Origin of the sequence: Curtobacterium flaccumfaciens (assembly GCF_004361695.1) — a bacterium.
Taxonomy (GTDB): Bacteria; Actinomycetota; Actinomycetes; order Actinomycetales; family Microbacteriaceae; genus Curtobacterium; species Curtobacterium flaccumfaciens_B.
Genome location: NZ_SNVW01000008.1, coordinates 141,263 through 164,486, shown reverse-complemented (window position 1 = coordinate 164,486; position 23,224 = coordinate 141,263). Strand labels below are relative to the sequence as shown.

The following is a 23,224-nucleotide window of genomic DNA, read 5'->3' as shown; positions in this document are numbered from 1 at the left end:
CCTGGAGGCGCGTGGCGGCCCCGGCACGCGCCTCCTGGCCGAATGGTGGTCACGTCGGGCTGGCGCCCGCGAGATCGCACGACACGCCGCGCGACGGTCGTCGAGGTCGCACGAAGTGCCGCCTCGGCGGCACGCGGGCGGCACATTGCGCGACCTCAGCGCGCCGAGGGCCCGGCCGGAGGCCCGGCCCGAGGCACGCCCGCCTACGCGGCGCGGATGCGGTCGAGCGCCAGCTGCAGGTCCTCCGGGTACGAGGCCTCGTACTGCACCCACTGCCCGGTGCGCGGGTGTTCGAACCCGAGCCGCACGGCGTCGAGCCACTGCCGCGTCAACCCGAGCTCCGCGGCGAGCACGGGGTCGGCCCCGTACATGGTGTCGCCGACGAGCGGGTGGCGCGTCGCGGCCATGTGCACCCGGATCTGGTGCGTCCGACCGGTCTCGAGGTGCACCTCGAGCAGCGTCGCGGACCGGAACGCCTCGAGCGTCGCGTAGTGCGTGACGCTCGGCTTGCCGTCCGCTGTCACCGCGAACTTCCAGTCGCTCGACGGGTGCCGGCCGATGGGTGCGTCGACGGTGCCGGAGGTCGGGTCCGGGTGCCCCTGCGCGAGCGCGTGGTAGACCTTCTCGACCGTGCGCTCCTTGAAGGCGCGCTTGAGGTGCGTGTAGGCGAGCTCGGTCTTCGCGACGACCATCAGGCCCGAGGTGCCGACGTCGAGCCGGTGCACGATGCCCGCGCGCTCGGCGGCACCCGAGGTCGCGATGGTGAACCCGGCCGCGGCCAGGCCACCGGGCACCGTCGGGCCGTCCCAGCCGGGCGACGGGTGGGCGGCGACGCCGATCGGCTTGTCGACGACGATGATGTCGTCGTCGTCGTGCACGACCGTCATGCCGGGGACCTCGACGGGGATGATCCGCGGGGCTTCCTTCGGGGTCCACTCGACCTCGAGCCACGAGTCGGCGTGCAACCGGTCGGACTTGTCGACGACGGCCCCGTCGACGCGCACGCCCCCGGCGGCGACGACGTCGGCCGCGAAGGACCGGCTGAACCCGAGGAGCTTCGCGATGGCCGCGTCGACGCGCTCACCGGCGAGCCCGTCCGGCACGGGCAGACTGCGCTGCTCGCTCACGTGGCGTCGTGGCCCAGCGTGTCGCGCCCGTCACGCGGCGCGCGCGGGTCGTCGGAGGCGGCGGCGATCCGCGTGCCGTCCGACTCGGGCGTACCGGGGCCGGCCGCGTCCCGGGCGCGCTGCTGCTTCGCGGTCAGCGCGCGGGAACCGTCGAGGTTCACCCCGAGGATCACGAGCAGCACGAAGATCACCATGCTGATGCAGATGAACGAGTCGGCGATGTTGTAGATCGCCGGCATCATCCACGGTGTCGAGATGAAGTCCACGACGTGACCGCGGCCGAAGCCGGGCTCACGGAAGAGCCGGTCGAGCAGGTTGCCGAGCGCCCCGCCGAGCAGCATGCCGAGCACGAGTGCCCACCACATCGAGCGGATCCGTCGGGCGAAGACGATGATCGCGACGACGACGGCCGTCGAGACGATCGAGAACACCCACGTCATGTTCACCGCGAACGAGAACGCGGCGCCGGGGTTCCGGACGTAGAAGAACTGCAGGGCGTTCCCGAGGACGGGGACCGCGGTGCCGTACGGCAGGTTCGCGACGACGAGCGCCTTCACGCCCTGGTCGAGCGCCACCACGACGACAGCGGCGAAGGCCAGTGCCGCGATAGCGCGTGCACTGACCTTCGCTCGTGATGCTGGTCGCGACAACGTCAGTTGCCGAAGCCCTGCGCCGATGCCGGCGCGGGGGTGAGACCGGACTGCTCGGTGCCCGAACCGTCCAGCTCGTTGAGCTGGCCCTGGATGTAGCTCTTGAGCTGCGCACGGTAGTCGCGCTCGAAGGTGCGGAGCTCGTCGATCTTGCCCTCGAGCTGGCGCTGCTCCTGCTCGAGCACCGCGACACGCTGACGGTTCGTGTTCTCGGTGTCGGCTATGATCTGGCGCTGCTTGGCCTCGGCCTCGGAGACGAGACGCGCTGCCTGGGCGGTGCCCTCGGCGATGAGCGCGTCGCGCTTCTCGACGCCTTCACGCACGTGCTCCTCGTGGAGACGGCGAGCGAGCGTGAGGAGGTTCGTGGTGCCCTCGGTGTCCTCGTCGGCGGGGACCGTCGAGGCCGGCGCGGCTGCGGCGACCGGAGCGGGCTCCGGGGCGGCGGCCACGGGGGCGGGCTCCGGCTCGGGCTCGGGGGTCGGAGCGGACTGCTCGGCCTGCGCCGACTGCGGGGCCGACTCGGCGGCCTGCAGGCGCTGACGGAGCTCGTCGTTCTCGGCCGTCAGGCGACGCAGCTCGACCACGACCTCGTCGAGGAAGTCGTCGACCTCGTCCTGGTCGTAGCCCTCGCGGAACTTCGTCGGCTGGAACCGCTTGTTGACTACGTCTTCCGGCGTCAAAGCCATTGCCGTCACCTCAATAGAACTGCTGAACGTGTGGAACCGCTACGGGTGCGACCGAATGTACCAGTCGCTCCCTGCGGTGCGGATGCTGCGCCGGAGCGAGCATCGATCCCGACCACCGTACACCGACGGCGGCCGAGAACCGTGACCGTGACCGCGGCGTGGCGCGTGTCGTGGTCGGGCTGGGCTAGATGAACGCCCGGGCGATGGTCATCGCGATGATGACCACGAGCATGACGATCGTCCACCCGAAGTCGAGCGCCACCGGCCCCATCCGCAGCGGCGGAAGCGCCTTGCGGACGGTGCGGATCGGCGGGTCGGTCAGGGTGTAGACGACCTCGGAGACCACGAGGAGTCCCCCGCGGGGCCGCCAGGAGCGGTTGTACGCCTGCACGATGTCGAGCGCGAACCGTCCCCACATCACGAAGAAGTAGAGCAGGAGGAGGAAGTACAGGATCGTGAAGATCGCGGACACGATGGGGCTCGCTCGGCTCGGGTGGGCGTCGTCACGTGACGTCGCTCACGGGGCGGGTGGGCCTGATGGGCTCGGGCCAGAGGGACTCGGGCCCGAGGGACTCAGGACTGGGCGAAGAAGGACGCCTCGATGTCGGACTCTACCTCAGGCGCCTCACCGCTCACCGCGACGTGCGCCGGGGAGAGCAGGAAGACCTTGTTCGTGACGCGCTCGATCTTGCCGTACAGGCCGAGCGAGAGCCCGGAGGCGAAGTCGATCATGCGGCGCGCGTCCGCCTCGGTCATCTGCGAGAGGTTGATGATGACGGGGATGCCGTCGCGGAAGCTCTCGGCGATGGACTGGGCGTCCTTGTACTCGCGCGGGTGGACGGTGAGGATCTCGTTCATTTCCTGGACCGGTGCTGCCTTCTGTGCGGTCGTGTGCGAGCGGCGGAGCGGGGTGACCTGGGCGCCGCGCTGGTGGGTCTGCGTCTTGGGCTCGGGGGCGGGTGCCACCGGTGCCGCGACGGGCGCGGCGGCCTCCTGCGCGACGGGTGCGGCCACGGGGGCCTGGGCCGGCGCGGCCTGCTGACGGGACGACTGCTGGCGCGCAGGCTCCTGCGGCTGCTCGTCCTCGTACTCGAGTTCCTCGTCGGCGAGGCCGAGGTAGACCATCGTCTTCTTCAGCGGGTTGGCCATGGTTCCTCCGGAGTTCGTGCTCGTGGATGCCCTTGGGACGAGGCTAGGGCGCGACCGGGCGATTTCCCGTGATTGCGGTCCCGATCCGGAGGTGTGTCGCGCCCTCGAGCACGGCGTCCGCGTAGTCGCCGCTCATCCCGGCGGAGATGTCCGTGGCGCCGGGCGCGAGCGACACCACACGCGACGAGATCGAGCGCAGCCGCGCGAAGGCGGCACGGGGTTCCTCGTCGAGCGGTGCGACGGCCATCACGCCGCGCAGCCGGATCGTGCCGGTCGCGAGGACCCGCTCGACCATCGCCTCGACGGCGTCGGGCTGCACGCCGCCGCGGCCCGGGTCGTCGGTGAGGTTGACCTGCACGAAGCCGTCGATCACCGGCGGCTCCGGGTCAGCCTCGGTCGGGGCGAACGCGTCGACGACGGAGTCGCGGTCGAGCGACTGCACCACGTGCGCGTAGCGGCGCACCTGCCGCGCCTTCTTCGACTGCAGCTGCCCGACGAAGTGCCACGTCAGCGGCAGGTCGGCGAGCTCGGCGGCCTTCGCCTGCGCTTCCTGGTGCCGGTTCTCCCCCACGTCCGTGACGCCGAGGGCGGCGAGCTCCCGGACGAGCGACGCCGGGTGGTACTTCGTGACGACCACGAGCGTCAGCTCGTCGACCGACCGCCCCGCGGCTCGCGCCGCGTCGGAGATGCCGGACCGGACGGACGCGAGACGCGCCTCCGGTCCGTCGTCGGGTGACGAGGCGGACGGGAGGCGCGGGTCGGCTACCAAGGGGGTGTTACTTCAGGAAGTCGGGGACGTCGAGCTCGTCGTCATCGTCGTCGAAGGCGGGGTCGGCGGCGCGCTGCGCCGGCGCCGCGTGCTCCTGCGACGCCCACGAGGGCGCCGACGAGGAGGAGTCCTCGATCGCGCCCGTGCCACCGGCGCTCGCCACGGGGACGGTCGCGCCGGCCTCGGGGTCGACGTAGCTCGAGCGACGTTCCTTCTGCTGCTGCTGGGGCTCGCCGCCGTCGAAGCCCGCGGCGATGACGGTCACACGGACCTCGTCGCCGAGGGTGTCGTCGATGACCGCGCCGAAGATGATGTTCGCCTCGGGGTGGACGGCCTCCTGCACGAGACGGGCGGCGTCGTTGATCTCGAAGATGCCGAGGTTCGACCCACCCTGGATCGAGAGCAGCACGCCGTGCGCACCGTCGATCGAGGCCTCGAGCAGCGGCGACGCGACGGCGAGCTCGGCCGCCTTGATCGCGCGGTCGGCGCCCCGCGAGGAGCCGATGCCCATGAGCGCCGAACCGGCGCCCTGCATGACCGACTTGACGTCGGCGAAGTCGAGGTTGATGAGGCCCGGGGTCGTGATGAGGTCGGTGATGCCCTGCACACCGGCGAGGAGCACCTGGTCGGCGGTCGCGAAGGCCTCGACCATGGAGATGCCGCGGTCGCTGATCTCGAGCAGGCGGTCGTTCGGCACGACGATGAGCGTGTCGACCTCGTCCTTGAGCCCGGCGACGCCGTTCTCGGCCTGCGACTGCCGACGCTTGCCCTCGAAGCTGAACGGCTTCGTGACGACGCCGATGGTGAGCGCACCGATCGACTTCGCGATGCGCGCGACCACGGGAGCACCACCCGTACCGGTCCCGCCGCCCTCACCCGCGGTGACGAAGACCATGTCGGCGCCCGCGAGCGCTTCCTCGATCTCCTCCGCGTGGTCCTCGGCGGCGCGACGGCCGACCTCGGGGTCCGCGCCGGCGCCGAGACCACGGGTGATCTCACGGCCCACGTCGAGCTTGACGTCGGCGTCGCTCAGCAGCAGGGCCTGTGCGTCGGTGTTGATGGCGATGAACTCGACGCCGCGGAGGCCGAGCTCGATCATGCGGTTCACGGCGTTCACGCCGCCGCCGCCGACACCGACGACCTTGATGACGGCGAGGTAGTTGTGGTTCGTGGTCACGTCAGTCGGGCCTCCGGTCGAACCCTCAACCTCTACTTGAAGTTCAGGGGTAATGCTGGTAGATGTGGTGCTGTCCTCGACGCTACGGGTGTGCTCCGGGCACTGTCGCCCCGCCACGCCGCGTGTCGCACGATCCGTCCGGGCTTCCGTCAGGGCTTCGCGCGGATGACGCCGTTGTCCGGCGCACTCACGTCGTACTCGACGACGACGCCGGGGTTCCGCGTCGAGTGGTCCTTCACGAGGGCCGCGAGGAGCGCCGCCTTCGCGTCGGAGTCGTCCGGGTTCCCCCACACGACCGTCGACTTGTCCTTGAGGGTCAGCGTCACGTCGTCCGCGGTGGACGCCTTCACGCTCGTCACCTGCGCGCGCACGGTCGACGGCAGCGCCAGCACGACCTCGGTCATGGTGCGGAACACCGGCGACCCGAGCTTCGCGCTGCCGATGTCGGCCACCGGCATGTTCGCCGGCTGCTTCGGTGACGACTGCACGACGATCCCCGCCGGGTCGACGAGGTCGAACGTCGAGCCGGACCGGACCGCCACCACCGGGGTGCGCTCGGTGACCGTCACCACCAGGGTGTGCGGCGGGGCCTCTTCGGTGACGTAGCTCTCGATGAGCGGGAAGCCGGCGATGTCCCGCTTGATCTCCTCGAAGTCGAGGCGGGCGAGCGGCGTGCCGATCTGCTCGGACAGCGCCTGCCGGAGCTGCGTGGCGTCGACGCGGTTCGTGCCCTTGACCTCGATCGTCTGCAGGGCCATCAGCGGCGAGAACACCGCGACCAGGATCGAGATGCCGAAGACCAGGAAGATGCTCGCGCCGGTGATCCACGCCGCGCGGCGGTGGCGGCTGCGACGGGTGAACCGCCGGACCTCGGCGCGCTCGAGGAGCCGACGGCGTCGCTTCGCCACCCGGGCCTCGCGTGCGGTCTCGGCCGCACGGACGCCGGCGCCGATCGGGGTCGCGTGCTCGTGGCCGTCCTCGGGGTGCAGGTCGGTCAGTGCCGCCAGCCGTTCGGCGTCGGCACGCTCGGTCTCACGGCGCAGGGTCTCGCGGCGTTCCGCGTCGGGGTCGCGGTGGTCCTCGTCCGGCGTGTACTCGCGCAGGCGGCCGGCGACGGTCGACAGACCGGCACCGAGCCGGCGGCCGGCCGCGCCGGCGAAGGCGCCCGCGCGGTCGCGCGCTGACGGACCGGAGTCGTCGGCGGTGCCGTCCGTGGTGGTGGGCGTCTCCGTCTCGTCGACGGGAGCCGATGGGGCGGGGTCGGGCCGCGCCTCCAGGCCGTCCGACGAGGACCCGCGGGACGGACGCCGCGGGATCAGCGGGGCACGGCGCTGCCGGGGCGCCGAGGCGTCCTCGGCAGAGGCGTCCGGCTGTGCCGGACGCTCGTCGAACCCCTCCGGGCGCTTCACCGGGACGGCGCTCCGTCGCCCTGGAGCGCGTCGATGACCTGCGGGATGATCCGGTACACGTCGCCGCAGCTCAGGGTCATGATGATGTCGCCGTCGCGCGCCACCGCGGCCGCGCGCGCCGCGGCCTCGTCCCAGTCGGGCAGGAACTCGACACGGGACTGGTCGGCGAAGCGCTCCTGCACCAGGGCACCGGTCACGCCGGGCTCCGGGTCCTCGCGCGCGCCGTACACGTCGAGGACGACGGTGTGGTCCGCGAGCTCCTCGTAGACCTTGGCGAAGTCGCCGGCCATCAGCCGGGTGCGGGAGTACAGGTGCGGCTGGTGGATCGCGATGATGCGGCCGTCGCCGACGACGTTGCGTGCGGCCTTGAGGGCCGCCGCGACCTCGGTCGGGTGGTGCGCGTAGTCGTCGTAGACGGACACCCCGCGCTCCACACCGTGCAGCTCGAAGCGGCGCTGGGTGCCGCCGAACGCCTCGATGCCGCGGATCGCGTCCGCCGGGGCGATGCCGAGCCCGGTGAGGACGGCGAAGGCGCCGACGGCGTTGATCGCGTTGTGGCGACCGGGGACGCGGAGCGTGAGGTGGTGTGCCTCGCCTCCGGAGCGGAAGTCGACCTCGACGCCCGCCGACTCGGTGATGCCCTCGATCCGGACATCGGCGTCGACGGCCTCGCCGAAGGTGACGACCTCGGGGGCGTCGGGACGTGCCCGGACCCCGGCCGTCACCAGCTTCGCGCCGGCGTCGTCGCTCGAGATGACGACCCGCTCGGACGCCTTCGCGGCGAACTCGACGAAGGCCTCGGTGAACGCTTCCTCGCTGCCGTAGTGGTCCAGGTGGTCGGCGTCGACGTTCGTGACGAGGGCCACCGCGACGTCGTACAGCAGGAACGAGCCGTCGGACTCGTCGGCCTCGACGACGAACAGGGCGCTCGAGCCCGGGGCCGAGCTGGTGCCGAGGGACTGGATGACGCCGCCGTTGACGAAGCTCGGGTCGAGGCCGAGCTCGACCATGGCGGTGACGATCATGCCGGTCGACGTGGTCTTGCCGTGCGCGCCGGCGACCGCGACGAGGCGGTGCTCGGCGATCAGGGCGGCGAGGGCCTGCGAGCGGTGCAGCACCGGCAGGCCGCGGCGCTGCGCCTCGAGGAGCTCGGGGTTGTCCGGCCACAGCGCGCTCGTGACGACGATGGTGTCCGCCGCGCCGACGTTCGCGGCGTCGTGCCCGATGTGCACGTCGGCGCCGAGCTCGCGCATCGTGCCGGTGGTGGCGGTCTCGCGGGAGTCGCTGCCCGTCACGCGGTGGCCCGCGGCGAGGAACAGCCGGGCGATGCCGCTCATGCCGGAGCCGCCGATGCCGACGAAGTGCACCGTGCCGAGGTCGTCCGGGATCGGCTGCGTCAGGTCCGGCTTGATGGTCATGCTTCCTCCGTGCTGCTGGCGGTGCCGGCGTTCTTCGCTGCGTCGAGCACCAGGTCCGTCATCCGGTCGGCGCCGTCGCGGTGGCCGACACTGCCGGCGCGGACCGTCATGTCGGCGATCCGGGCCCGGTCCTGCAGGATGTCCAGGAGCTGGAACGTCACCCAGTCCTCGTCGAATTCCGCGTCCGCCACGAGGACCGCTCCCCCGGCGTCGACGACGTCCTTCGCGTTGTGGCGCTGCTCGCCGTTGCCGACAGGGTACGGCACCAGGACGCTCGGCAGCCCGACGGCCGTGAGCTCGCAGACCATGCCGGCACCGGAGCGCGAGACCACGAAGTCACTCGCCGCGTACGCGAGGTCCATCCGGTCGCAGTACGGCAGCACGTGGTAGCCGTCGAGGTCGCTCGGACCGATGTCGGACGCGGCCCCGACCACGTGCAGCACCTGCCACCCGGCACCGACGATCGTGGCGGCGGCGGCGTTCACGGTGCGGTTGATGCTCCGTGCGCCGGACGATCCGCCGGTGACCAGCAGGACCGGACGAGCGGGGTCGAGGCCGAACTCGGCGAGCCCCTCGGCGCGGGACGCACGGCGGTCGAGCGACTCGATCTCGCGGCGGAGCGGCATGCCGACGACGCGACCGTGCCGCAGGCGGGTGTTCGAGAACGTCACGCCGACGTGGTTCGTCAGGAACGCGGCGAGGCGGTTCGCCAGACCGGGCTTGGCGTTCTGCTCGTGCACGACGATCGGGGTGCCGGTCCGGCGGGCGGCGATGTACGCCGGCGCGGCCGCGTAGCCGCCGACGCCGAGGACGACCTCGATCTCGTGCTCACGGATGAGCCGCTCGGTCCGCTTGACCGCTCGCCAGAAGGCGCCGGGGAACCGCAGCGCCGCCGCGTTCGGCTTGCGCGGGAAGGGCAGGCGCGGGATCGTCAGCAGCTCGTAGCCGCGCATCGGGACGAGACGGGACTCCAGGCCCTCCGCGGTGCCGAGGACGAGGACCTCGGCGTCGGGCTCGCGCTCGGTCAGCCGGTCGGCGACCGCGAGCAGCGGGTTGACGTGCCCGGCGGTGCCGCCGCCGGCGAAGAGGTACTTGCTCACCGGAGTGTTCCGTTCGTGGTGCTGGGGACCGACCGGGCGTTCGCGCCTGGGAGGTCGTGCTTGCCGGGGAGGTCGTGCTTGCCGGGGAGCTCGCGTGCGAAGGACAGGACGACGCCGATCGCGACGAGCGTCATGATGAGCGCGGAACCACCGGCCGAGATGAGTGGGAGTGGGACGCCGAGGACCGGCAGCAGGCCGAGCACCACGGCGATGTTGACGAGCGCCTGGCCGATGATCCACGCGAGGACGCCGCCGGTGACGGTCCTCACGAACGGGTCGTTCGACTGCCGGATGATCTTGATCATGCCGATCGCGAGCACCACGAAGAGGGCGAGCACGACGACGGCGCCGACCAGGCCGAGTTCCTCGCCGATGATCGCGAAGATGTAGTCATTGTCCGCCTCGGGCAGCCAGGACCACTTCGCCTTGGAGTTGCCGAGCCCGACCCCGAACACGCCGCCGGACGCCAGCGCCCACATGCCGTGGACCGGCTGCCAGCAGAGGTCCTGGTACTGGCTCGTGTCGGTGCAGCCCGACAGCCACGCGCTGATGCGGCTCTGCCGGGAGCTCGACGCCATCGTGACGAACGGCAGCGCCACCGCGAGGACGACGAGGCCGAGCAGCAGGTGCTTCGCCCGGGCACCCCCGACGTACAGGGCGCCGAACACCAGGATGAGCATGATCATCGCGGTGCCCTGGTCACCGCCGAGCAGCACGAGGCCGATCGACCCGAGGGCGGCGATCCCGATCGGGATGTAGACCTCTTTCCAGTCGTCGAGCTTGTCGCGCTTGACGTACATGATCGCGCCGATGCCGAGCACCAGCGCGAGCTTGAGGATCTCCGACGGCTGCGCGGTGAACGAGCCGAGCTTGATCCAGTTCCGGTTGCCCTGGATCGAGTACCCGAGCGGGGTCAGGACGACGAGCGCCTGCACGATGAGGCCGATGCCGACGATCCACATCGCCCACCGACGCCAGAAGCGGGCGGACAGGCGGCTCGCGATGAGCATGAGCGGCACGCCGAGGACGGCGTAGAGGCCCTGGCGGGACGCGGCGCCGAAGAAGTCGTGGGTCGCCGCGTACTGCTCGACGCTCGACGACGAGAGCACCATGACGACGCCGAAGACGACGAGGAAGAGCGTGACGCCGAGGATCGTGTAGAACGTGCTGGACTCGGCGACGAAGACGTTCTTGACGGCGACGACGGCGCCGTTGGTACGGCGGGCCGCCGTGCCGCTCGCTGCGGTGCCGGTGCTCTGCGTCTTACGACCGTTCGGAAGATCCGTCGTCGCCATCGGCGTTTCCTCCCAGGTGCTCGTGGACCGCCGCCGCGAATCGACGCCCCCGGTCCGCGTAGGAGCCGAACTGGTCGAACGACGCCGCAGCCGGGGCGAGGAGGACCGTGTCGCCCGGTCTCGCGACCGATGCGGCATGCCGGACCGCCTCGGGCATGACCTGATCAGTGTCCGCTGCTTCGACCTGCAGGACGGGCACCCCGGGCGCGTGTCGCGCGAATGCCTCGACCACGGGGGTCCGGTCGGTGCCGATCACGACGACGCCGCGGACGTCCGGACCGAAGCGTTCGACGAGTCCGTCCACGTCGACGCCCTTGAACAGGCCGCCGACGATCCAGACGACCGGGTCGAACGCACCGAGCGATGCGGTCGCGGCGTGCGGGTTCGTCGCCTTCGAGTCGTCGACCCAGGTGATGCCGTCGGCGGTGGCCACGAGCTCGGTGCGGTGGTGGTCCGCGCGGAACCCCTGCACGGCCGAGCGGATCGCGCTGGGCTGGACGCCGGCCGCACGGGCGAGGGCCGCGGCGGCGAGGACGTTCATCGTCATGTGCGGGCTGGCGAGCCCGGCCTGCTCGAGGTCGGCGACGGTGGCGAGCTCGAGCGCGCTGCTCTGCCGGTTCTCGGCGAAGGCACGGTCGCACAGGACGTCCTCGACGATGCCGACGTCGCCCGGCGCCGGGATGCCGGGGCCGAAGCCGACGGCACGGCAACCCTCGACCACGTCCGCTTCCTCGACCATGCGCCGGGTGGCGTCGTCGGTCGTGTTGTAGACGCACGCCATCACGGTGCGCTCGTAGACCTTCGCCTTCGCGGCGCGGTACGCCTCGGCGGAGCCGTGCCACTCGAGGTGGTCGTCGGCGATGTTGAGGCAGGTGCTCGCGAGCGGCACCACGGCCCCGTCGCCGGTGGTCGGCAGGTAGTGGAGCTGGTGGCTCGACAGCTCGACCACGAGGACGTCGAAGCCGTCCGGGTCGCGGACGACGTCGAGGACCGGCACGCCGATGTTGCCGCACGCCACCGCGCGGAGGCCGCCGGCCTCGAACATCGCGGTCGTCAGCTGCGTCGTGGTGGTCTTGCCGTTCGTGCCGGTGATCGTCACCCACGGGGCCGCGATCGGCCCGCGGACGACCTTGTCTCGCACGCGCCAGGCGAGCTCGATGTCGCCCCACACGGTGCTGTTCGCCACGGCCCAGGTGACCGTCGCGTTGTGCGGCGGCAGCCCCGGGGACACGACGACCACGTCCGGCGCCTGCTGCACGAGCGCGTCGGGCACGGTGTCGAGCGGGACCTGCACGAAGCGCGCCCCGATGACGTCGAGCAGCTCGACGCTGTCGGCCGGCGCGTCGGTGGAGTACACCGTCACGTCGCTGCCGAGTTCGACCAGGGTGTCGGCGACCGAGAACCCGGTGGCGCCGAGGCCGAGGACGGCGACGTTCAGGCCCTTCCACCCCTCGGAGTACCAGCTGTCCAGGGAGTCGAGACGATCAGCCAACGCGCGCGATCCATTCGAGGTAGAAGAGGCCGACACCGGCAGCGACGCAGAGTCCCGCGATGATCCAGAACCGCACGACGACGGTCACCTCGGCCCACCCCTTCAGTTCGAAGTGGTGGTGGAGCGGACTCATCCGGAAGATGCGCTTGCCGTGGGTGATCTTGAAGTACGCCCGCTGCAGGATGACCGAGCCGGTGACGATGAAGAACAGGCCGCCGATGAGGACGAGGAGCAGCTCGGTGCGGCTGAGGATCGCGAGTCCGGCCAGGGCACCGCCGAGGCCGAGCGACCCGGTGTCGCCGAGGAAGATCTGCGCCGGGGACGTGTTGTACCAGAGGAAGCCGATCAGCCCGCCGCACACCGCGGCCGCGACGACCGCCAGGTCGAGCGGGTTCGTCACGGTGTAGCAGGCGTGTTCGGTGCTGGCGTCGAGCCGGGCGCCGCCGCAGATCTGGTTCGACTGCCAGAAGCCGATGATGACGTACGAGCCGATCGCCAGGATGCTCGACCCGGTGGCCAGTCCGTCGAGGCCGTCCGCGACGTTCACGCCGTTCGACGTGGACACGGTCAGCAGGACGATCCACGCCAGGAACAGCACGGTGCCGATGACGGTGCCGAGTGCCATGAAGTCGAGCCACGGGATGTCGCGGATGGCCGACACCATGGTCGACGCCGGCGGCTTGCCGTTCGCGGTCGGGACGACGAGGGCGATGGTCGCGAAGATGACGCCGACGATGACCTGGCCGAGCACCTTGGCCCAGCCGCCGAGCCCGAGGCTCCGCTGCCGCCGCACCTTGAGGAAGTCGTCGATGAACCCGACGAAGCCCAGGCCGACCATGAGGAACAGGACGAGCAGACCGGACAGCGTGATCGAGTCACGCCCGACCAGGTGCCCGACGAAGTAGCCGAGCACCGCGCCGATGATGAGGACGATGCCGCCCATCGTCGCCGTGCCGCGCTTCGTGTGGTGCGACTGCGGGCCGTCGTCGCGGATGAACTGTCCCCAGCCGAGGCGGTGGAACAGCTTGATGAACAGCGGCGTGAGCAGCAGTGTGAACACCAGCGACACGGCGCCGGCGATCAGGAGGGCGATCATTCGGTGACACCTCCGAGGCGGTCGCCGAGGAATCGCAGTTCGGCGGACTTCGAGGACTTGACGAGGACGACGTCGCCGGGGCGGAGCATGTCCTGCAGTTGGTGGACGGCGTCGTCGACGTCCTCGATGAACACGGACTCGCCGTCCCACGATCCCTCGAGGGTGGCGGCCTGGTGGATCGGCATCGCGGCGCGACCGACGACCACGAGCTGTCCGATGCCGAGACGGACGACGAGCCGGCCGATGCGGTCGTGCTCCTCCGTCGAGAACTCGCCGAGCTCGGCCATCTCGCCGAGCACGGCGACGGTCCGCTCCCCCGGACGCACGATCTGCGCCAGGGTCCGCAGCGCCGCTGCGGTGGAGTCGGGGGACGCGTTGTACGCGTCGTTGATGACCGTGACGCCCTCCGGGCCGCCCTGGAGGAGCTCCATGCGCCAGCGCTCGGCGCGCGTCATCGACGGGAGCGCCTCGGCGCCGGCGGCCAGGGGGACGCCCCACAGGTGGGCCACCGTGAGCGCCGCGGACGCGTTCATCGCGTGGTGCTCACCCAGGATCGCGAGGCGGACGTCGACGGTCTCGGGAAGGCGATCCGTGCCTCCAGGCGGGGTTGCGTCCGCCGGACGGTCGCCTTCCGGTCGGACGGGAGGCGCGGTGAGCGTGAAGCGGGTGCCGCTGCGGTCCGTCTCGATGCCGGTGATGCGGTAGTCGGCGTCCGCCGACGTGCCGAAGCCGACCACGTGGGCGGCCGTCAGGTCGCGCATCGACGCGACCCGGTCGTCGTCGACGTTGAGGAGGGCCGTCGCGGAGTCGGGGAGGTCGGTGACCATCTCGGACTTCGCGCGCTGCGTCGCCTCGATGCCGCCGAACTCGCCGGCGTGCGCGAGGCCCACCTTGAGGACGACACCGACGTCGGGCTCGGCGATCGAGACGAGCTTGGCGATGTGGCCGACGCCGCTCGCCCCCATCTCGACGACGAGGTACCGCGTGTCGTACGTCACCCGGAGCATCGAGATCGGTGCCCCGACGTGGTTGTTGAACGACCCCTGGGGCGCGACGGTCTCGCCGTGCTGCTCGAGGATCGTGCGGAGCATGTTCTTCGTGCTCGTCTTGCCGTTCGAGCCGGTGATGCCGACGACCCGCAGCGGCGCCGGCCGGCCGTCCGCGTCCACGCGGTCGGCGGTGCTCATCCGGACGCGCGTGACGACCTCGTGCGCGAGCGCCGCGAGGGCCTCGTAGCCGTCGGCCACGACGATCTGCGGCGCGGTGGTGTCCACGCGCTCGGGGGTGATCACCAGGGCGGCTCCGGCGTCGACCGCGGCCGCGACGAAGCGGCGGCCGTCGGTGACCTCGCCGGGGAGCGCGAAGAACACGCTGCCCGGACGCACGAGCCGCGAGTCGGTCTCGACCGAGCCCTCGACGACCAGGTCGCCGGGCTCGGCGACGTCCGTCGCCTGGGCACCGCCGATGAGCTCGCCGCCGACCGCGGTGGCGATCTCGGCGAGGGTCAGGGCGATCATCGGACGTCCTCGGCGGGGCCGGAGTTCGGCTCCCACCCGGCCTCGCGGAGCGCCTGACGGGCCTCGTCGCGTGCCGAGTACGGGGTGCGGACGCCCTGGATGTCGCGGTAGTCCTGGTGACCGGGGCCGGCCCAGAGGATCGAGTCGCCCTCGCTCAGCAGGCCCACGGCGGTGCGGATCGCGGCCTCGGGCGGGCTGACCTCGTGGATCTCGTGCTCCGGGTAGGCGGCGCGCGCGGCGTCGACGAGGGTCTTCCGGATGGATGCGGCGTCCTCGAAGCGGGGGTGGTGGTCGGTGACCACCAGGATGTCCGAGCCGGCCGCGGCGATGCGGGCCATGTCGGCGCGCTTCGTCTTGTCGCGGTCGCCGTCGGCACCGAAGAGCATGAGGACCTTGCCCGGGGTGAACTGCCGGACTGCGGCGAGGGTGTTCTCGAAGGCGTCGGGGCTGTGCCCGAAGTCGACGTACACGCTCGGCCCGCGGTCACCGGAGACGCGCTCGGTGCGGCCGGGCAGGTAGCACTCGATGGCGGACACCGTGCGCTGCTGGCCGTGGTCGCCGCGATCGCCGTCCTCGTCCGCGTAGTGGCGGTGGTTGCTCTCGAGCGCGTGGGCGATGGTGCCGAGTTCGAAGCCGCCCTCGACCAGCATGACGATCGCCAGGGCGGCGTTCGCGGCCATGTGCCAGCCGATCAGCGGCACACGGGTGGTGAGCTCGCGGTCCTCGGGGCCGGTCAGGCGGAACTCGGTGTACGCGGCGTGGGCCTCGACGATGTCGACGTGCCACTCGGCCTCGACGTCGGGGTGCACCGTGATGGTGGTCACCGGGATCCGGGAGTCCTGCACCACGCGGTGGCCCCAGTCCGTGTCGAGCGAGACGACGCCACGGCGGGCGTGCTCCGGCTCGAACAGCGGGAGCTTCGCGCGGTAGTACTCCTCCATGTCGGCGTAGTCGTCGAGGTGGTCGTGCGACAGGTTCGTGAACGCCGCGACGTCGAAGACGATGCCGTCCACGCGGTGCCGGCTGAGGGCCTGGGCGCTCACCTCGACGGCGACGGCACGGACCTCGCTCTCGCGCATCCGGGCGAGGAGCGCGTGCATCTCGCTGGCCTCGGGCGTGGTGAGCCGGCTCGTGACGCTGAGCGTGCCGATGTGGCGCTCCGCCGTCGAGCTGAGGCCGGTGACGAGCCCGAGCTGCTTGAGGATCCCCTCGAGGATGTACGAGGTGCTCGTCTTGCCGTTCGTACCGGTGACGGCGAACAGCTGCGGCAGGTCGGTGGCCTCGTCCGGGTGGGTGCGGTAGACCCACGCGGACACGTCGCCCAGGGCAGCACGCGGGTCGTCCACGACGAGCACCGGCAGGCCGGACGGTTCGGCCAGGGCCACGCCATCGGCGTCGGTCAGGACCGCGACGGCACCACGCTCGGCGGCCTCGGTCGCGAACTGCGCGCCGTGCCGGTTCGCTCCGTGCACCCCGACGAAGAGGTCACCCGGCTGCACCTCGGCGGCGCTCAGCGTCACGCCGGTCGTCTCGACGGCGTCGAGCGAGCCGACGACACGCAGACCGAATGCGTTCGCGAGTTCGGCGACGGCCCTCGGGGTGGGGTGTTCGGGTCGGAGGACCGGGGGGATCCGTGCGGACAAGTGCTCCTTCTTCCTCACCACGTGGACGGGTACAGCTTCGCCTGCGACGTGGAGGGGGCTACTCGGTACTTCTCGAGCACCTGGGACATGAGGGTTCGGAACGCCGGAGCTGCACCGGACGAGAACTTCGTCGTCTGCGGCTTCGTGAACGTCACCGTGACAACATACTGGGGGTCCTCGGCGGGTGCCATTCCGGCCACCGAGATGATGCGCTGGCCGCCGTAGCCCTTCGACCCCTCGGCCACCTCGGCGGTACCGGTCTTCGCGGCGATGTTGTAGCCGGAGATGGGCGCCATGCCCGACAGGGTGCCGCCCTTGACGACGTTCTGCAGCATGTCGGTGACCTGCGTGGCGGCGCTCGCGGACACCACGCGCGTCGGCTGCACGTCGGGCGCGTCGATCGTCTTCCCGTCGGCCGTCTCGCACCCCTTGACGAAGTGCAGCGGGATCCGCACGCCCTGGTTCGCGATCGTCTGGAAGACGCTGGCGATCTGGACCGCCGTCGTCGAGATGCCCTGGCCGAACATCGAGTTGATGTTGGTCTGGTCGTCCCAGTTCGGGCTCGTGCCGTAGTCCATCGACGGCTGGCCCGGGTAGTCGATCGCCGACTCCGGCTGGAACAGCCCGAACTTCTTCATGTAGTCGAAGCGCTGCTGCTTGCTCAACCGCTCGCCCAGCTCGGTGATGCCGACGTTCGACGAGTTCTGCAGCACGCCGGCGAGCGTCAGGTGCTCCGTGGGGTGGAACTCGGCGTCCTTGATCGAGCCGCCCCACGGGAACGAGCGCGTGTACGGCACCGTGATCCCGTCGGTGGGGCTCGACTTGCCCTGGTCGATGAGCGCGGCGGCGATCGCGGCCTTGATCGTCGACCCGGGCTCGTAGGACGCCGTCAGCGCCCGCGACCCGAAGGCACCCTTGTCGGTGGTCGCGTCGACGTCGTTCGGGTCGACCGTCGGGTAGTCCGCAACCGCCAGGAGCTCACCTGTCTTGACGCTCGTCACCGTCGCCGTGGCGGACTCCGCCTGCAGCGTCTTCGCCGCGGACGCGATGGTCTGCTGGGCCATGTACTGCAGGTCGCTGTCGATCGTCGTCTCGAGCGTGCCGCCGTCCTTGGCCTTCTTGGTCGTGACCGTGCTGCCCGGCAGCTGGACGCCGTCCTCACCGCGCTCGTACGTCTCGGAGCCGTTCGAGCCCGCGAGGCACTTGTCGTACGCCAGCTCGAGGCCGGCCTGCGCGCCGTCCGTCCCCATGAAGCCGGTGAGGTTGCCCGTGGTGGCCGCCGTCGGGTACACGCGGGAGGCCTGCTGCTCCTTGTAGACCCACGGGATCCCGAGCGCCGTCACGGCCTCGTAGTGCTTCACGTCGAGGCCCTTGACCAGGTACGCGAAGTCCGACTTCGGGTTCGCCGCGATGTTCTTCCGCATCGTGGCGACGTCGCCGCCGGAGGCCTCCGCCAGCGCCTTGAGCGCCGTGTCGACCGTGACGTCCTTGATGCGCGACCCGCCGAGCTTGCCCTCGAACTCCTTCACGAGCCGGGGAGCCGTCGTGATGTTGTACCGGGTCACGCTGTCGGCGAGTTCCGTGCCGGAGCGGTCGACGATCGAGCCGCGGGTCCCGTAGATCGTGACCGGGATGCTCCGCTTCTGCTTCGACTGCTCGTTGAGGTCGGCGGCCTGCACCACCTGGATGTCGACCAGTCGGATCACGAAGACCGCCACCAGGGCGATCACGGCGATCATCACGACGCTGTAGCGCAGTCGTCGGCTTCGGGTCGTCTTCGTCACGCGGTGCGGTCCTTCCCGGGGCGGAGCGGTGGAGCTGGAGCGCCCTCGGTCAGGGAGCGCCGGGCCCGCAGGTCACCGGGTGGAGGGCGCCTGGAGCTGGTTCGGGTCGGACTCTACGTCGGTGGTCGAGGAAGCCCCGCCCGACGCGCTGGCGCCTGCGGTCTTCTCAGAGTCAGCCGCGTCGGAGTCGGCCTTCGCGTCGGCTGCGCCGGCGGTGCTGTTGCTCGTCGCCGTGCCGTCGCTGGTCGCCTTGCTGTCGCTCGTCGCCGTGCTGCCGCTGGTCGCCGTGCTGTCGCTGCCGGTCGTCGAGCCGCTCTCCTTGCTCGTCGACGTGTCCCCCTGCTGAGCGGCGAGCGGGACGTCGGCGAGCAGCGAGTTCGGCACCTGGTTCTCGGTGCTCGCGGTGGCCTGGTCCGCGACCGCCGGGGTCGGCGTGCCGTACACCCGACCGGTTCGCGGGTCGAGGTACACCGGCGTGGAGTTCGCGATCATCCCGAGCGCCTGGGCGTTGCGCGCCAGGTTCTGCGGGGAGTCGAGCACGCGGAGCTCCTCGGACAGCGACTGCTGGGTCCGCGAGAGGTTCGTCTGCTCGGCGCTCAACGAGTTGAGCGTGTACGCCCCCTGGCTGAGCACCATGCTGATCCCGAGCTGCGCCAGGAGCAGGATGCCGAGCGCCGCCACCGCCACGACCGCGTACGCGATCCGGGGGCGGGCGCGGCGCTGGGCCTTGGTCGGGGTGACCTCGACGAGCTCCGGTCGGTCGTGCCGCGTGGGCCGCGGGGCGCGGGACGGGACGACGGCGGGGTCGACGAGTGCGAGGTTCGTGCTCATGTCACTTCCGGATCCGCTCGGCCGCGCGCAGGCGCACGGGGGTTGCTCGTGGGTTGGCGGCGCGTTCGGCCTCGTCGGCCAGCTCGGCGCCCTTGACGACCAGGGAGTAGGTCGGTGCGTGCTCGGGCAGCTCGACGGGCAGGCCGGCGGGTGCGCTGGACTTCGTCCGGGCGGTCAGGGCCCGCTTGACGATGCGGTCCTCGAGCGACTGGTACGACTCGACGACGATCCGGCCGCCGACCGCGATCGCGTCGAGGGCGGCGGGGATCGCCCGCTCGAGGACGCTGAGTTCGGCGTTGACCTCGATCCGGAGCGCCTGGAACACACGCTTCGCCGGGTGCCCCTGGCGCTGGATGGCCACCGGCGTCGCGTCGTGGAGGACCTGCACCAGGTCGCCCGACATCTCGAACGGCCGCGTCGTGCGGCGTTCGACGATCGCCCGGGCGTACCGGCCGGCGAGCTTCTCCTCGCCGTAGCGCTGGAAGATCCGGCGCAGCTCGCCCTCGTCGTAGGTGGCCAGGACGTCGGCGGCGGTCTGCCCCTCGGTCCGGTCCATCCGCATGTCGAGCGGGGCGTCCTGGCTGTACGCGAAACCGCGCTCGGCCCGGTCGAGCTGGAGCGAGGAGACGCCGAGGTCGAACAGCACCCCGTCGACCTCCGTGAAGCCCTCGCCCTCGATCGCGTCGACGATGCCGTCGTACACGGTGTGCACCAGGCGGACACGGTCACCGAACCGGGCGAGGCGCTCCCCCGCGATGCCGAGCGCGTCGGTGTCGCGGTCGAGGCCGATCAGCGTCAGCTCGGGGAAGCGCTCGAGCAGCCCCTCGGAGTGCCCGCCCATGCCGAGCGTGGCGTCGACGACGACCTTGCCCGGCCCGTCGAGGGTCGGGGTGAAGAGGTCGACGATGCGCTCGAGCATCACCGGCGTGTGCGGGAACCGCGGTGTCCCGTCGGTCTGGTCGTGTTCTGCCATGTGCAGCCCCTCTGTCTCCTGGGCCGCGGGTCCGGATCCCCATCCATGCGACCTGACACCGGGGAAGGTGTGTCAGGGCGGACGGCTGGGAGTCCCGATCCACGGATCAGAAGATCCCCGGGATCACCTCCTCGTCGTTGTCGGCGAAGCCCTCTTCGACCTCGGCGTAGTAGGCCTCCCACGCGGGGGTCGACCAGATCTCGGCACGGTCACCGCTGCCGATGACCGTCAGGTCCCGCTCGAGCCCCGCGTACTCGCGGAGGTTCTGCGGGATGGTGACGCGGTTCTGCTTGTCGGGCGTCTCGGCGCTCGCCCCCGAGAGGAAGAGACGCATGTAGTCCCGGGTCCGCTTCGACGTCATCGGAGCGGTGCGGATGCGCTCGTGCAGTTGCTCGAACGTGTCCGCACTGAAGACGACGACGCAGCGTTCCTGGCCGCGGGTCATCACGAGCCCCCCGGACAGTTCGTCCCGGAACTTGGCGGGGAGGATCACGCGACCCTTCTCGTCGAGCTTCGGGGCATGGGTACCGAGCAGCACGTCGGGCCTCCCCTCCGCTCCACCGGACCGTTGTGTGCACCACTTTACTCCACTCCCCTCCCCCGGGCCAGGAAATCGCTCCCCGAATCGCCCACGTGCCCCGTTCTGGGGCGGTGCTGGCGTCGTCGCCGTGCACGCGAGGCCCGGACTCCCGCGGAACCACGGGCCGGTGGAGCGGAGTGGAGCGCGTGGAGGAAAGTGGAGGACTTTCGCAGCCCCGGGAGCCGCACGACGGCGCGGCGGGCGTGCCTGGCGTGCGCCCGGCGCACGCGCGGGGCGCGAGTGGGGCGCGCGTGGGGCGCCCGCTCAGCGCCGAGATCGCACTTCCGCGCCCGCCCCCGGGCTCGAAGGCGTCCCGAGTGCGATCTCAGCGGGCGCGGCCAGCGGGCGCCGGGGCGGCGCGCGGCCGGCGGCGGGCGCACGAAAACGGGGCCGGCCCCGAAGGACCGACCCCGTGGAGGAGTGTGGAGAGCGGTTAGCTCTGGTCGTTCCGCTTGTCCCAGCGGTCGTTCATGCGGTCCATGAAGGACCCACCGCCGGCACCGCCGCCCGTACTCGGACGCGAGGCCCCACCGGACGCCGGACCGCCAGCCCGAGGCGCCTTCGCCTTCGGAGCTCGCATGCCCGGTCGGAGGGCGAAGAGGACGCCGGCGAGCATCACGACGAAGCCGAGGATGCCGATGAGCGGCTGGCGGAGGACCAACCCGACGATGACGATGGCGACGCCGGCGAGTGCTCCGAGCACCCCGAGGGTGATCGACGTGTAGCTCGGACGGCCCTGGCGGCGTGTGACGCGCGCCACGAAGTCGGAGTCGTTCTGGTAGAGGCTCCGCTCCATCTCTTCGAGGAGTCGCTGCTCTTGCTCCGAGAGTGGCATCTGTGTTCCCTCTGTTCCTGGGATCGACGCGTGGTTGAGGTGGGTCGAGTCTACGACTCGACCACTCCACTAGGGTAGGGAGTGTGGCTGAGAGTACGCGATTAGTGGACCTCGTGTCGGCGCGCATCGATCGGGCGCTGGACGACCAACGTGAACGGCTCGCCGCCATCAGTCCGGACCTCGCTCCGTTCGACACGTACGCGCGTGATCTGCTCTCCGGCGGCAAGCGTTTCCGAGCGCTGTTCTGCTACTGGGGATGGCAGTCCGTGGCCGGTCGGTCGGGCTCGTTCGACCCCCTCGCCGAGGGCTCCCGCCAGACCACGGCCGAGGCGATCGTCACGGTCGCGGCCGCGCTCGAGATCTTCCACGCCGCGGCCCTCGTCCACGACGACATCATGGACCGCTCGGACACCCGCCGCGGCCGTCCCGCGGCGCACCGCCGGTTCGAGTCCCTGCACGAGGAGTCCGGCTGGGTCGGCGACCGCGGGCTCTACGGCACGAACTCGGCGCTGCTGCTCGGCGACCTCCTGCTCTCCCTGAGCGACGCGGTCTTCGACGAGGGCCTCGCGCTCCTCGAGCCCGCCCGTGGCCGGATCGTCCGCCAGGAGTTCCACACCATGCGGCTCGACGTCACGGCGGGGCAGTACCTCGACGTGCACGAGGAGACCGCCTGGCCGTCCATCGACGAGGCCGAGCACCTCGTCCGGGCCCAGCGCGTCATCGTCTTCAAGTCGGCGAAGTACTCGGTCGAGGCGCCCCTGCTCATCGGCGCCCTCGTGGCCGGCGCGACGGAAGCGCAGCTCGAGGGGCTCCGCGCCTTCGGCCTGCCCCTCGGCGTGGCGTACCAGCTCCGCGACGACATGCTCGGCGTGTTCGGCGATCCCGAGGTCACCGGCAAGCCCGCCGGCGACGACCTGCGGGAGGGCAAGCGCACCGTCCTCATCGCCTCCGCGCGGAAGACGCTCGCGAGCGGTCCGCGCCAGCTGCTCGACGAGCTCCTGGGCGACCCGGACCTCGACGAGGGCCAGGTGCAGATGCTCCGCGCGACCCTCACCGAGTCCGGCGCGGTGGCTGCGGTGGAACGATCGATCGACCGGCACGTGCAGCGCGCGAAGGCCGCCATCGAGGCGGCTCCGCTGACGCCGTCGGCGCGCGAGCAGCTCGTGGCGCTGGCCGACACGGTCAGCCGCCGCGTGGCGTAGACGCAACCGGCAACGGACTGGAGGCACGGTGCCAGCTGGCACCGTGCCTCCAGTCCGTCGTGGGGTCGGGTCGAGAGCCGCGGGCCGCTCCCGGGGAACGGTGCGCTACAGGAGCGACTGGGCCACGCGGCGGACCTCGGCCTTGCGGCCGGCGCGGAGCGCGGCGACCGGCGAGGTGCCGAGCGCGTCCTCGACGGAGAGCATCCAGCGGACGGCCTCGTCGTCGGTGAAGCCGTTGTCGCTGAGGACGGTGAGCGTGCCGCGCAGTTCGGGCATGGGCTCGCGTTCCTCGAGGAACTCGATCGGGACCCGCAGCACACCGCCGACGCGGGCGGCGAGGAGGGTCTTCTCCTCGAACAGGCGGTGGATCCGGCCGGGGCTGGTGCTGAACAGGTCCACCAGCTCGGGGACGGTCAGCCAGCGCTCGGAGAGGGTCAGGTCGTCGGCGGGTGCAGCACTCACAGGCCCCATGTTGCCAGAGTGGCGCGGAG

22 protein-coding genes are annotated in these 23,224 nt (G+C 71.3%); 1 reads left to right on the top strand and 21 read right to left on the bottom strand.

Going from position 1 to position 23,224, the window contains the following annotated elements; translation table 11 throughout:
• Positions 1 to 203: 203 nt before the first annotated feature.
• The 20 genes from EDF64_RS12580 to EDF64_RS12485 form a co-directional block, all read right to left on the bottom strand.
• On the bottom strand, positions 204 to 1,127 hold the full coding sequence (locus EDF64_RS12580) for an RluA family pseudouridine synthase (RefSeq protein WP_133520328.1): 924 nt from the start codon (positions 1,125 to 1,127) through the stop codon (positions 204 to 206).
• Positions 1,124 to 1,777: a signal peptidase II gene (gene lspA / locus EDF64_RS12575; protein WP_279512737.1), complete on the bottom strand. Its 654-nt coding sequence runs from the start codon at positions 1,775 to 1,777 to the stop codon at positions 1,124 to 1,126. Before lspA ends, EDF64_RS12580 begins: the two co-directional genes overlap by 4 nt.
• A gap of 2 nt (positions 1,778 to 1,779) precedes the next feature.
• Positions 1,780 to 2,463: a DivIVA domain-containing protein gene (locus EDF64_RS12570; protein WP_166645722.1), complete on the bottom strand. Its 684-nt coding sequence runs from the start codon at positions 2,461 to 2,463 to the stop codon at positions 1,780 to 1,782.
• 184 nt (positions 2,464 to 2,647) lie between these two features.
• Positions 2,648 to 2,935: a YggT family protein gene (locus tag EDF64_RS12565; protein WP_432207029.1), complete on the bottom strand. Its 288-nt coding sequence runs from the start codon at positions 2,933 to 2,935 to the stop codon at positions 2,648 to 2,650.
• Positions 2,936 to 3,036: 101 nt separating this feature from the next.
• On the bottom strand, positions 3,037 to 3,612 hold the full coding sequence (locus EDF64_RS12560; RefSeq protein WP_133520327.1) for a cell division protein SepF: 576 nt from the start codon (positions 3,610 to 3,612) through the stop codon (positions 3,037 to 3,039).
• A gap of 43 nt (positions 3,613 to 3,655) precedes the next feature.
• Positions 3,656 to 4,381, bottom strand: a complete 726-nt coding sequence (locus EDF64_RS12555) for a YggS family pyridoxal phosphate-dependent enzyme (RefSeq protein ID WP_133520326.1) — start codon at positions 4,379 to 4,381, stop codon at positions 3,656 to 3,658.
• 7 nt (positions 4,382 to 4,388) lie between these two features.
• Complete coding sequence (gene ftsZ / locus EDF64_RS12550) at positions 4,389 to 5,558, bottom strand: cell division protein FtsZ (protein ID WP_133520325.1); 1,170 nt, start codon at positions 5,556 to 5,558, stop codon at positions 4,389 to 4,391.
• 149 nt (positions 5,559 to 5,707) lie between these two features.
• Positions 5,708 to 6,967: an FtsQ-type POTRA domain-containing protein gene (locus EDF64_RS12545; protein WP_133520324.1), complete on the bottom strand. Its 1,260-nt coding sequence runs from the start codon at positions 6,965 to 6,967 to the stop codon at positions 5,708 to 5,710.
• On the bottom strand, positions 6,964 to 8,385 hold the full coding sequence (gene murC, locus EDF64_RS12540; protein ID WP_133520323.1) for a UDP-N-acetylmuramate--L-alanine ligase: 1,422 nt from the start codon (positions 8,383 to 8,385) through the stop codon (positions 6,964 to 6,966). Before murC ends, EDF64_RS12545 begins: the two co-directional genes overlap by 4 nt.
• Complete coding sequence (gene murG / locus EDF64_RS12535) at positions 8,382 to 9,485, bottom strand: undecaprenyldiphospho-muramoylpentapeptide beta-N-acetylglucosaminyltransferase (RefSeq protein WP_133520322.1); 1,104 nt, start codon at positions 9,483 to 9,485, stop codon at positions 8,382 to 8,384. Before murG ends, murC begins: the two co-directional genes overlap by 4 nt.
• Positions 9,482 to 10,780, bottom strand: coding sequence for a putative lipid II flippase FtsW (gene ftsW / locus EDF64_RS12530; protein ID WP_133520321.1), 1,299 nt, complete (start codon positions 10,778 to 10,780; stop codon positions 9,482 to 9,484). The genes murG and ftsW overlap by 4 nt, the downstream gene beginning before the upstream one ends.
• Positions 10,749 to 12,272, bottom strand: a complete 1,524-nt coding sequence (gene murD / locus EDF64_RS12525; protein ID WP_243736378.1) for a UDP-N-acetylmuramoyl-L-alanine--D-glutamate ligase — start codon at positions 12,270 to 12,272, stop codon at positions 10,749 to 10,751. Before murD ends, ftsW begins: the two co-directional genes overlap by 32 nt.
• Positions 12,265 to 13,368 (bottom strand): phospho-N-acetylmuramoyl-pentapeptide-transferase, encoded by a 1,104-nt coding sequence (mraY, locus tag EDF64_RS12520; protein ID WP_133520319.1) that lies wholly within the window; start codon positions 13,366 to 13,368, stop codon positions 12,265 to 12,267. Before mraY ends, murD begins: the two co-directional genes overlap by 8 nt.
• Positions 13,365 to 14,885, bottom strand: coding sequence for a UDP-N-acetylmuramoyl-tripeptide--D-alanyl-D-alanine ligase (locus tag EDF64_RS12515; protein WP_133520318.1), 1,521 nt, complete (start codon positions 14,883 to 14,885; stop codon positions 13,365 to 13,367). The genes mraY and EDF64_RS12515 overlap by 4 nt, the downstream gene beginning before the upstream one ends.
• The gene (locus EDF64_RS12510) at positions 14,882 to 16,528 is read right to left on the bottom strand and encodes a Mur ligase family protein (protein WP_071292868.1); all 1,647 of its coding nucleotides are present in this window, start codon (positions 16,526 to 16,528) and stop codon (positions 14,882 to 14,884) included. The genes EDF64_RS12515 and EDF64_RS12510 overlap by 4 nt, the downstream gene beginning before the upstream one ends.
• A 14-nt stretch (positions 16,529 to 16,542) precedes the next feature.
• Positions 16,543 to 18,312: a peptidoglycan D,D-transpeptidase FtsI family protein gene (locus EDF64_RS12505; protein ID WP_133520317.1), complete on the bottom strand. Its 1,770-nt coding sequence runs from the start codon at positions 18,310 to 18,312 to the stop codon at positions 16,543 to 16,545.
• A gap of 72 nt (positions 18,313 to 18,384) precedes the next feature.
• The gene (locus EDF64_RS12500) at positions 18,385 to 19,143 is read right to left on the bottom strand and encodes a hypothetical protein (protein ID WP_133520316.1); all 759 of its coding nucleotides are present in this window, start codon (positions 19,141 to 19,143) and stop codon (positions 18,385 to 18,387) included.
• Between the two features lies 1 nt (position 19,144).
• Positions 19,145 to 20,116, bottom strand: a complete 972-nt coding sequence (gene rsmH, locus EDF64_RS12495; RefSeq protein WP_133520315.1) for a 16S rRNA (cytosine(1402)-N(4))-methyltransferase RsmH — start codon at positions 20,114 to 20,116, stop codon at positions 19,145 to 19,147.
• 106 nt (positions 20,117 to 20,222) lie between these two features.
• Complete coding sequence (mraZ, locus tag EDF64_RS12490; RefSeq protein ID WP_058729729.1) at positions 20,223 to 20,654, bottom strand: division/cell wall cluster transcriptional repressor MraZ; 432 nt, start codon at positions 20,652 to 20,654, stop codon at positions 20,223 to 20,225.
• 475 nt (positions 20,655 to 21,129) lie between these two features.
• A complete protein-coding gene (locus tag EDF64_RS12485) occupies positions 21,130 to 21,531 on the bottom strand; it encodes a DUF3040 domain-containing protein (protein ID WP_133520314.1) in 402 nt (133 codons plus the stop codon).
• Positions 21,532 to 21,614: 83 nt separating this feature from the next.
• Between EDF64_RS12485 and EDF64_RS12480 the strand changes: the two genes are divergently transcribed.
• Positions 21,615 to 22,733 (top strand): polyprenyl synthetase family protein, encoded by a 1,119-nt coding sequence (locus EDF64_RS12480; RefSeq protein WP_133520313.1) that lies wholly within the window; start codon positions 21,615 to 21,617, stop codon positions 22,731 to 22,733.
• 105 nt (positions 22,734 to 22,838) lie between these two features.
• Here EDF64_RS12480 and EDF64_RS12475 read toward each other — a convergent pair whose 3' ends face one another.
• Complete coding sequence (locus EDF64_RS12475; RefSeq protein ID WP_133520312.1) at positions 22,839 to 23,204, bottom strand: Rv2175c family DNA-binding protein; 366 nt, start codon at positions 23,202 to 23,204, stop codon at positions 22,839 to 22,841.
• Positions 23,205 to 23,224: the final 20 nt, after the last annotated feature.

Bases quoted from the DNA above. Each gene is read 5' to 3' on its own strand.
- EDF64_RS12570 (WP_166645722.1), bottom strand. From the start codon at position 2,463: ATGGCTTTGACGCCGGAAGACGTAGTCAACAAGCGGTTCCAGCCGACG.
- EDF64_RS12560 (WP_133520327.1), bottom strand. From the start codon at position 3,612: ATGGCCAACCCGCTGAAGAAGACGATGGTCTACCTCGGCCTCGCCGAC.
- murC (WP_133520323.1), bottom strand. From the start codon at position 8,385: ATGACCATCAAGCCGGACCTGACGCAGCCGATCCCGGACGACCTCGGC.
- ftsW (WP_133520321.1), bottom strand. From the start codon at position 10,780: ATGGCGACGACGGATCTTCCGAACGGTCGTAAGACGCAGAGCACCGGC.
- mraY (WP_133520319.1), bottom strand. From the start codon at position 13,368: ATGATCGCCCTCCTGATCGCCGGCGCCGTGTCGCTGGTGTTCACACTG.
- EDF64_RS12515 (WP_133520318.1), bottom strand. From the start codon at position 14,885: ATGATCGCCCTGACCCTCGCCGAGATCGCCACCGCGGTCGGCGGCGAG.
- EDF64_RS12500 (WP_133520316.1), bottom strand. From the start codon at position 19,143: ATGAGCACGAACCTCGCACTCGTCGACCCCGCCGTCGTCCCGTCCCGC.
- rsmH (WP_133520315.1), bottom strand. From the start codon at position 20,116: ATGGCAGAACACGACCAGACCGACGGGACACCGCGGTTCCCGCACACG.
- EDF64_RS12485 (WP_133520314.1), bottom strand. From the start codon at position 21,531: ATGCCACTCTCGGAGCAAGAGCAGCGACTCCTCGAAGAGATGGAGCGG.
- EDF64_RS12475 (WP_133520312.1), bottom strand. From the start codon at position 23,204: ATGGGGCCTGTGAGTGCTGCACCCGCCGACGACCTGACCCTCTCCGAG.